This is a genomic window from Halomonas sp. 3A7M, from assembly GCF_014897875.1.
In the GTDB taxonomy this organism is placed as follows: domain Bacteria; phylum Pseudomonadota; class Gammaproteobacteria; order Pseudomonadales; family Halomonadaceae; genus Vreelandella.
Genome location: NZ_JABUZD010000164.1, coordinates 70,052 through 79,460, shown reverse-complemented (window position 1 = coordinate 79,460; position 9,409 = coordinate 70,052). Strand labels below are relative to the sequence as shown.

Here is a 9,409-nt window from a genome sequence, read left to right as displayed (position 1 = left end):
TGGGTTAGAAGTGCTTCCGGGGGCCGGTCTCACGGATTCAGGTGTATGCCTTTGATAATGGTATTGCCCCTTACATCAGTTATTCGGAATCATTTAAGGCAGCATCTGCCACAAGGACTGATTCCTCCGGTAACACATTAGAACCCAGTGAGGCCTCTCAGTACGAGGCAGGGATCAAGTATCAACCGCCCGGCAGCAATGACCAATACACAGCTGCTGTATATCATCTTGAACAAGAGAATGTTTCTGAAGCCATTCCTAACACATCGTTCTATGAATCTATCGGCAAAGTACGTTCACGCGGCTTAGAACTCTCTGCCACCTTACGTCCCACTGAGCAGCTTTCGTTGCTAGCCAACTATACGTATACCGATATGGAGTACGTTGAAACCAATAATGAGACTCAAGGCAATACGCCCTATGCCGTACCCCGTCATATGGCCTCGGCCTGGGGTAAATATGAGTTCACTAATGGTGCCTTAAACGGCCTGGGGATTGGCGCTGGTGTCCGCTACAACGACTCTACCTGGGGAGATGAGGCCAATACGTTCCAAGTAAGTGGTTACACCCTGGTCGATGCGATGTTGGAATACGATCTAAGCATGTTGTCAAGCGACCTTAATGGCATGAACTTACAGGTCAATGCCAACAATCTTCTTGATAAAGAGTATGCGTCCTCTTGCTCTAGCTTCCGGATTTGTCACTTTGGCGAAGAACGAAATGTGACAGCCACTTTAAGCTATCATTGGTAGTTACCCTACATTCTATCAATGTGTTAAGGAAACAAACAAGTAGTGGGCTAATTAAATAGTACGCGTGGGTGCCTTTTTAATGAAAGGTGCCTCGTTTTATTCTTTAGTGTAGCTTTGTTTTAAATAATGTGACGTTTAGATGAGTTTCGTCAAAAAATATGTTTATAATATTTTTAGAGTAAGTGAAGGTGGTTTTGTAGTGATAAGATACATGAATATGATTATTTGGTTAATGTTGTCGATCTGGCTTGTGCTATTTGTTGTAATACCTGTCAAAGCCGATAGTCGACATAATATTGTCACTTTTGACTATGCGATTGCGGACACTCTCGACGCTTTGCAACATCCTCCAATAGCGATGGGTGGATTAGCCCAATATAGACAGCTATACCAAGAAAAATTGCTTCCAGAAACCCATGACCTTGGTCTCAGGTTTCAGCCTAATTTTGAGTATCTGTCATTATTTGAACCTGATGCTATTTTGATATCGCCACCAGCACATTTGAATATACAGAACAAGTTGTTAAATATTGCCCATGTGGAAAAGATACAGCTACTTTGGAGTAAATTGAACGTATGGCCGAGCCTGGATCATCTAACAAGAGAAATAGGAAAAGTGATAGATGACGAACAACAAGCCCAAGTATTTATTGATACTGTTGAAGTTAGTCTGTCAGACATGGCCGCAAAGATTGAGAGGCCTGCAGAGCCTTTGTTGATCGTTGAAATTCGGGATGGTCGTCATGTCCGGGTCTATGGGCCTGGAAGCCTAGAAGATGCGGTCTTGACAAGACTCGGATTGGAGAATGCCTGGCAAGGTTCCACTAACGGCTGGGGGTTCAGTACATTATCAATCCTGGAAGCGTTTAGATTAGAAGGCCAGAAGGTTGTTCTTCATCCGTTTTATGCGCAAGAGCAAGACTCAACTTCAACATTGCCTGCGTCGGGGCTTTGGCAACATTGGTTGGATGATACATCGTTAAGTATCAACAGAAATTATTGGCCATGGGGAGGGTTTCCCTCAGCTCTCCGCTTCGCCGAGTCACTTGTTGAAGCCCTGGAGGCACAAGCCCTCGTTGAGGCCGCTGGTTAATCATCCTGCATCATTTCCCAAACCATCAATACGGTTTCTATATAAGCAAAACTAATGCCCCATTAGCAGGATGATTTTTAGTTATTCAGGTTGCCCGCTATCTTAGTGCCACGACTCTTTAAAGCGACGCTAATTCTGGTACTGGGGACAGCGCAATGTGGGAAAGTTACTTAACGGGCTTGGTGGTATCTGGCGGTATCATCATGGCTATCGGGGCGCAAAATGCCTATGTGCTGGGGTTAGCAGTGCGCCGTGAACATCACTGGTGGTCGGCGGGGCTGTGTATGAGCGCGGATATTATCTTGCTAACCGCTGGTATGTTTGGCGCTAGCGCGTTTTTACTGACAATGCCGAACGCGATGGAAGCCATGCGCTGGGTAGGCGTAGCGTTTTTAAGCTGGTTGGCAGCACAGGCATTACTGAGGGCTGTTAGCGGACGCGAGGGGCTGCAGGCCGGTAGCGTAAAAGCGCGTAGCTTGCGCGGAGTACTGTTGGCGACCTTGGCCGTGACGGTATTGAATCCCCAAGTGTATTTGGACACGCTATTGTTAATTCCTGCTATTGGTGCTCAGCAGGAGAGCGCGGGTGTGTTTGTCGCAGGCGCATCGACTGCCTCTGTTCTTTGGTTCAGCCTGTTGGCGTGGGGCGGGGCCGCGCTTTCGCCTTGGCTTTCCCGCCCGGTAGCATGGCGTACCATTGATGGGCTAATTGGTCTGATGATGGCGGTTATCGCAATACACTTAGCGCTGGGGTCTACGTTGCTCTGACAGGTCTCAAGGCTGACTAGAGGCGGCTGAAGTAGCTCTGCATAACGGCGATGACTTTATCTATATCGGCATCATCAATATCACGGTGAACAACAAAACGCGTGGCATAAAGTAGCTCAATCAAAATGCCATGCTCTTTCAGCCAAGCAGAGAGCGGCTGTACATGTTCGTCGGGAAAGTGCGCGAACACCATATTGGTTGCCTGAGCGGTAATCTCAACGCCAGGCAGTTTTGCTAAGCCTTCCGCCAGGCGTGCTGCACGGCGATGGTCGTCGGCTAAGTCAGCGATATGGTGCTCTAAAGCATACTGACAGGCGGCGGCAATAATGCCTGATTGGCGCATGCCGCCGCCGACCATTTTACGCCAGCGCCGTGCGCGGTCGATCAAGGCTTGCGAGCCCACTAAGGCAGAGCCGATGGGAGCGCCCAGACCTTTCGAAAAGCACAGCGACACGCTATCAAATGGCAAGCAGAGTTGCTTCAGTGGGGTATCCGTGGCTACTGCGGCATTAAACAGCCGTGCGCCGTCCAGGTGCGTTGCCAACCCCCGCTCACGGGCCAATTCAGTTGCTTTCAGCACATGCTCGGCGGGCAGCACTTTGCCGCCGATGGTGTTTTCTAGCGCTAGCAGCTTGGTACGCGCAAAGTGAAAATCGTCGGCTTTGATAGCTGCGCTTATTTTCTCTAATGGCAGGCTACCATCGGCGGCATTTTCAATAGGCTGCGGTTGAATGCTGCCTAACACCGCTGCGCCACCGCCTTCATAGCGATAAGTATGGGCTGATTGCCCCACGATGTACTCATCGCCGCGCTCGCAGTGAGCCATTAACGCTACAAGGTTGCTTTGTGTGCCGCTTGGAAATAGTAGCGCTGCTTCCTTGCCTGTCTGCTCAGCCAGCTTTTCCTGAAACGTGTTGACCGTTGGGTCATCACCCCATACATCATCGCCCACTGGAGCGGCCATCATGGCATCTTTCATGGCGGGGGAAGGCCGAGTCACTGTGTCACTGCGTAGGTCAATCATGCGAAACTCCTGTGATGACAAAAAACTCTTTTCGAGCATACTGCATGTCTAATCAGCGCGAAAAGCGAAACCTCAATACGTAGAGAAAGGACAGAGTCATGCTCGCCACCGACCTAAAGCTTCGTGCCCTGGAACGCAACGATCTGCGCTTTGTTCACGAGCTAAATAATAACCAGAGCATTATGTCTTACTGGTTTGAAGAGCCTTACGAATCATTTGATGAGCTGGAGGAGCTTTATAATAAGCACATTCATGACAACGCCGAGCGGCGCTTTGTCGCAGAGAACAGCGACGGACATGCCATCGGTTTAGTTGAGCTGATTGAAATTGACTATATTCACCGCAGCGGTGAGTTTCAGATCATCATCACGCCAGATCACCAGGGAAAAGGGTTTGCTCGGTCATTAATCCGTCAAGCATTGCACTACTCGTTCACCATTTTAAACCTACACAAAATATATCTGATTGTGGCGGTGGAGAACGTTAAAGCTATTCATCTCTACGAGGAGAGTGGCTTCATAGAGGAGGGGCATTTGGTTGAAGAGTTCTTTATCAACGGCAAATACCGTGATGTGAAGCGAATGTATATCTTGCAGGACACTTACTTAGCGCAGTTGGCTTGATAAACAAGACGACAACACCTCAGGCCGAAAACTAACCAAAGGCTGAGGCGTTGTTGCTTACTGCTGACTCATATAAGCAGCGATGGCGTCAAAAGCTGCGCGTTGCTGTTGGGCACGATTAGCCCAAACCTGCATCACATCCACTTCTACTGTCTGATCTTGAGCAGCGAAAGATGACATGGCGAGTACTCCTAATTCATTCAGAGGTTAAGGGACGGTTCAGCCATCATGGGCTCTAGTGACCCCAATTTAGTTATATATGGTTTTCTTTGTGCGACGCAGCAAGTTAACTGCGGGCTAAAGTCTATGCGCATTTCAGCCCTTAAATCTAGTCCTAAAGATGTAGGAGAATTGCTATGGTGTGTAAGAAATGGCTTACAAAATCAGTAGCTGATCACCTACATCATTGAATGGAAAAGATTTTCATAATATAAAAAAGCCGACTGAAAAAGTCGGCTTGTGTGGTTATTTTTTAGTCTATAGGGGAGAGATGGCGCTAAAAAAGCTTCTTTTAGCCGAAGTAGGTCGCTAATGCTTCATTAGCAGCATGCTGCCAGTGGGCTTGGCGGTGCCAAAAAGCGAGTACCTCGTCATCTTGTGTCGATAATCCAAATGTAGACATCATAAGGTGGTCCTCCTGTTGGGACACACTTAAAGTATAGACTATCCTTGTTGCGGTGCAGCATTTTAGCCGCTGATAACCAAAATAATTGGTGCGAAGTCTTATCTACTTAGCGTGGTATGCTGATGACATACCTATAACTAATCAATAAAACAACGAGTTATATTATGGTGCCAACAACTGTCGATTCTGACACTCTGTGCCCTGAACCTATCTTCCAAGACCGTTGGGTAGCAACACCACGTGGTCGCGTGTTTACTCGTACTTGGGAAACGTCTCATTTGCGCTCGGATGTGCCCATTGTGCTGCTCCATGACTCGTTAGGCTGTGTGGATTTGTGGCGTAGCTTTCCAGCGGCGCTATGTGCGGCGACCCAACGACGAGTGATTGCTTATGACCGTCTAGGGTTTGGGCGCTCCGACGCGTGCCTGACACCGCCACTGCTGAGCTTTATCGACGATGAACCCTCTACCAGCTTTGCAGCCCTTCAGAGTGCGTTTCAGTTAACGCATTTTATTGCGCTGGGACATAGCGTTGGCGGTTGCATGGCGGTGCACTGTGCAGGGCAGTATGTAGAGCAGTGCCAAGGCTTGATTACCATTGCAGCGCAGGCGGTAAATGAACCACGCACACAACAAGGTATTGAAGAGGCGCGGGCCGCCTTTCAAATGCCGGAGCAATTTGCCAAATTAGAAAAATATCACGGTAATAAGGCGCGTTGGGTACTGAACGGCTGGATAGACACGTGGTTACATCCAGCATTTGAACACTGGTCGCTTACGCCCGCTCTTCAGCACGTTCACTGCCCCACGCTGGTGCTTCATGGTGAAAATGATGAGTATGGTTCGCACCGCCAACCTGAACGCATCGCTCGCCATACCCGAGGTCCTGCGCACACTGAAATACTGCCGGGCGTTGGGCATGTGCCCCACCGTGAAGTGGAAGCCGTGGTTGTTCACTATGTGAGAGAATTTATTGAGCGGCTTACGCCATAAAACGACCATTACACAGGGAAAAGTGAGGAATACTATGCGCTTGCGAATTTTATCCGACCTTCATTTGGAGTTTTTTGATGGCGACCGCGAATTGCCCGAGGTAGAGGCCGATCTCGTTATTTTGGCGGGCGATATTCACCAGAAAACGGCAGGGCTTGCCTGGGCCAGGCAGCGGTTTCCAGCAATGCCTATTTTATATGTGCCGGGCAACCATGAGTTTTACGGTACCTGCATGCCGCTACTCCGTGAAGAGCTCGCCATCGAAGCCAAGCACTACAATATTGAGTTGCTGGATAATCGAGCGGTGACTATTGGAGGAGTGCGTTTTTATGGCACCACGTTATGGACTGATTTTGCGCTCTATGCCGATGACCCAACGCACAACCCAGCAGAGACCGACGCTAAAGCGTTGCGCTATATGCCCGATTTTAGCATCGTGACAACAGCTCCAGATCAGGTGTTTACCCCTCAAGCTAGCCAAGCATTACACGTTGAAGCACTTGCTTGGCTTAGCAATGAGCTTGAGCAACCCTTTGATGGGCCACGCGTTGTGATTAGCCATCACGCACCGTTACACAGCTGCATTCCTGAACAGTATTTGGGTGATGCATTGTCCCCAGCCTTTGCCTCCCACCTGCCTCAATTGATGGGCAAGATGGACCTATGGGTGCATGGCCATGTCCATGAGCCTGTCGATACTTTATATAACGGCACGCGCGTCATCGCTAATCCAGGCGGTTATCCCGATGAGTTTACGCCAGAGCTGTTTGAGCCGAGTTTGGTGGTGGAGGTTGATTGATAGGTCATTGAATTATCCTTCAATAAACCCTTTTGCTCTTGGATCCTGCATATAAGCCACGTTGAGTCGCCGCCAGGGCGTTGGTTGATGATCGGCAAAGAATAAATGTCCCGGCGACAGGGTAACTTTCCAGTCATCAGCCAGTTCACTCAATCGTTCAGGTGTTATCGCTGCCGGTGGCTTTGCCCACACAAACATCCCACCGGTCGGCTCGGTATAAACATCCCAGTTGGCACGTTTGAGCATCGCAAGCGCCATCGACATGTGGTTGGAAAGCCTAGTACTTAACCGTTCCGTCAGCTTTCGGTAACTACCGTTTTGAAGCATGGTGGTAATGACTTGCTCTGCAAAGCGTGAAGAAGAAATGCTGGTTAGCATTTTGATATCGACAATGCGTTGCACCATTGAAGAAGGCGCCGCGATATAACCAACGCGCAGCGAAGAGGAGAGGCTTTTTGAAAAACTGCCCAAGTAAATAACCCGGTTAAGGCCATCTAACGCAGCTAAGCGAGCACTTGGCGTATGTTGAAAGTCTGCGTATATATCATCTTCTATCAGTTTGAAATCGTACTGCTCGGCTAATTGTAATAAGCGATGCGCAATGGTGGGCGTTAGCGTTCCCCCTGTGGGGTTTTGAAAAACGCTGTTGGTATAAAAAAGGGTCGGCCGATGCTCTGCAAGTAATTCTTCTAAGCGTTCAAGATCAGGACCGTCGGCTAAGCGAGGCACGCCGATGACACGAACACGTTGCAGATGTAGTAGGCCAAATAGGTTGTAATAGCCTGGTGATTCGACGAAGACAACGTCTCCGGGTTCGAGAAGCAAGCGCACCAATAAATCTAGCGAATGACTGCTGCCGCTGGTGGTGACAATTTGCTGATGATTTGCCGTGATCGCTAAAAGCCGAAGTCGCTCTTGTATTAATTGGCGTAATGCCGTGGGGCCTTGGGGAGTACTGTATTCAAAAATGTCCGCGCGATTCATACGCGCAACTTGACGGATCGCATAGGTTAAATCATCGCTCTCCCGCCAATGACTGGGTAACCAACCACATCCAAGGGGCAGGGCCGTCTCATCGGCACTAAAAAGCCCCCAAAGCCCGTTGGTCACTTCCTGCAGTGGGCTAGAAGCTGTTTGGTGCTCGCTTGGTGGACTATCGGCAACAAAAAAACCTGCCCCTGGTTTTGAGCGCACCAACCCTGCGGCGATTAAACGCTCATAAGCTTCAATAGCCGCATTGCGGCTAACGTGATGTGTCGCAGCTAAATAGCGAATGGAGGGTAGGCGGCTGCCATTACCAGGTTTGTTTTGTTTAATCCAAGTGCTGATCGCCTCTTCAAGCTGCTGTGCAATAGGCGTGTTGGCATGCCGATCAACTGTTAACTTCATAGATAGTCCTGCTGGATCAACTGTTCATTAAAAAACCGGAACAGTGCCTCAATAATAGTGGCCCAGTGTATCTTACCCCGCTTGAATAAGCGTGCGAGCTTTATGGTTCTTTTAGCAATCTCTAGTGAGTTAATGCATGAACCAGTACAGCGCAGCCCGCCTAGCTTTCGGGCTATGTATGATCACCACGGCCGTTAATTTGCAGGCACCGCTATATGGTGCGTTGGCAGCGCAAGGCGGGGTTGGTGTTGGTGCCACGACAATTGCGTTTGCCTGTTACGTAGCAGGGGTAATGCCTGTATTGCTGGGGCTTAATGGCTTGGCCGAGCGGGTAGGTTACAAAGCAATCATTGTCACTGCGTTACTGCTTAATATGTTGGCCACTTGCCTGATGCTAATAGCGCCTAGCATCGTAATGCTCGGCGTGGCGCGTTTTCTACTTGGGGTGGGGACCGCGCTAGCATCCGCGGTGGCGCCAGCCTATATGCAACAATTATGGCAAGGCGATGATAAACAAGCTTCTACCAGTTACGTCACGATTAGCAGCGCGCTTGGCTTCGGTTTAGGGGCAGCGGTGACTAGCGTTTTTATCGTTACTACGCCTAGCTTAACGCCCCCCAGTTTGTGGTTATATCTATGTATTAGCGCTTTCGCATTAATAGGCGTGTTGACGTTGCGAAAAGGCATGCCTAGTGGGCCGAAAGGCAGCATGCTCCGTTTGCCTAGCTTCCCAAATGGAGCCATTCGGTTTGGCTTTGCGATCCTAATTGCCTGGGCCACGGTGGGGCTGGTGATTGCCATATTGCCTTCCGCTTTAGACCAGCATGGTTTAAGCGTTTGGAGTGGCTTTGCCGTTTTCGGTATTTGCAGCTGTGGCGTGTTATTTCAACCCTGGGCCAGAAAGTTGTCGTCATATCGGTCTACGTTATTGGGACTTGCGATTCTGCCACCGGCTTATGGGCTGATTGCTTGGGGAGCTATCGCGGGGCACTTACCCATATTGCTACTAGGTACGGTCATGGCTAGCAGCGCCTGTTACGGCTTTATTTACCTGGGCGGATTAAGTGGCGTGTTAGCCGTGGCTGGCCCATCTTCTACTCAAGCGAGCGCTGGGTATTTTCTAATGGCCTACATTGGTTTCAGTATTCCAGTGATCACAACGGGAGTGCTTATCGATGCCCTAGGGCATCGCGCGGCATTAACGCTATTTGGAGTTGCCTTACTGGGGGGAGTTGTCGCAACACTCTGGTTAGTTATCCAGAATCAACGAGAGTATCGCCAAGTGCTAATGGATTAGGCTGGCTGCGTGGTTCTTTAAGCAAATAGCTGACGAAACATTTAGTGG

10 protein-coding genes are annotated in these 9,409 nt (G+C 49.5%); 7 read left to right on the top strand and 3 right to left on the bottom strand.

What is annotated here, in order from left to right:
- Positions 1 to 41: 41 nt before the first annotated feature.
- The 3 genes from INT19_RS15585 (at position 42) to INT19_RS15575 (ending at position 2,612) form a co-directional block, all read left to right on the top strand.
- Complete coding sequence (locus INT19_RS15585; RefSeq protein ID WP_193061436.1) at positions 42 to 752, top strand: TonB-dependent siderophore receptor; 711 nt, start codon at positions 42 to 44, stop codon at positions 750 to 752.
- Between the two features lie 139 nt (positions 753 to 891).
- Positions 892 to 1,845 carry an ABC transporter substrate-binding protein gene (locus INT19_RS15580; RefSeq protein WP_193061435.1) on the top strand — a complete coding sequence of 318 codons (954 nt, stop codon included), beginning with the start codon at positions 892 to 894 and terminating at the stop codon, positions 1,843 to 1,845.
- 155 nt (positions 1,846 to 2,000) lie between these two features.
- Positions 2,001 to 2,612 carry a LysE/ArgO family amino acid transporter gene (locus INT19_RS15575; protein ID WP_125746021.1) on the top strand — a complete coding sequence of 204 codons (612 nt, stop codon included), beginning with the start codon at positions 2,001 to 2,003 and terminating at the stop codon, positions 2,610 to 2,612.
- A 16-nt stretch (positions 2,613 to 2,628) separates the two neighbouring features.
- Here the strand turns inward: INT19_RS15575 and ltaE are convergent, their stop codons facing one another.
- Positions 2,629 to 3,636: a low-specificity L-threonine aldolase gene (gene ltaE / locus INT19_RS15570; protein ID WP_193061434.1), complete on the bottom strand. Its 1,008-nt coding sequence runs from the start codon at positions 3,634 to 3,636 to the stop codon at positions 2,629 to 2,631.
- A gap of 98 nt (positions 3,637 to 3,734) precedes the next feature.
- Here ltaE and speG point away from each other — a divergent pair, with 98 nt between their 5' ends.
- Complete coding sequence (gene speG, locus INT19_RS15565) at positions 3,735 to 4,259, top strand: spermidine N1-acetyltransferase (RefSeq protein WP_125746025.1); 525 nt, start codon at positions 3,735 to 3,737, stop codon at positions 4,257 to 4,259.
- A 57-nt stretch (positions 4,260 to 4,316) separates the two neighbouring features.
- Here the strand turns inward: speG and INT19_RS19680 are convergent, their stop codons facing one another.
- Entirely contained in the window at positions 4,317 to 4,439 is a 123-nt protein-coding gene (locus tag INT19_RS19680) for a hypothetical protein (RefSeq protein WP_264298800.1), read from the bottom strand.
- A gap of 609 nt (positions 4,440 to 5,048) precedes the next feature.
- Here INT19_RS19680 and INT19_RS15560 point away from each other — a divergent pair.
- Both INT19_RS15560 and INT19_RS15555 read left to right on the top strand, forming a co-directional pair.
- Positions 5,049 to 5,876 carry an alpha/beta fold hydrolase gene (locus INT19_RS15560; protein ID WP_193061433.1) on the top strand — a complete coding sequence of 276 codons (828 nt, stop codon included), beginning with the start codon at positions 5,049 to 5,051 and terminating at the stop codon, positions 5,874 to 5,876.
- Positions 5,877 to 5,910: 34 nt separating this feature from the next.
- Positions 5,911 to 6,675, top strand: coding sequence for a metallophosphoesterase (locus INT19_RS15555; RefSeq protein ID WP_193061432.1), 765 nt, complete (start codon positions 5,911 to 5,913; stop codon positions 6,673 to 6,675).
- Between the two features lie 12 nt (positions 6,676 to 6,687).
- Here INT19_RS15555 and INT19_RS15550 read toward each other — a convergent pair whose 3' ends face one another.
- On the bottom strand, positions 6,688 to 8,064 hold the full coding sequence (locus tag INT19_RS15550; RefSeq protein ID WP_193061431.1) for an aminotransferase-like domain-containing protein: 1,377 nt from the start codon (positions 8,062 to 8,064) through the stop codon (positions 6,688 to 6,690).
- Between the two features lie 136 nt (positions 8,065 to 8,200).
- Between INT19_RS15550 and INT19_RS15545 the strand changes: the two genes are divergently transcribed.
- Positions 8,201 to 9,361, top strand: a complete 1,161-nt coding sequence (locus INT19_RS15545; RefSeq protein WP_125746033.1) for an MFS transporter — start codon at positions 8,201 to 8,203, stop codon at positions 9,359 to 9,361.
- Positions 9,362 to 9,409: the final 48 nt, after the last annotated feature.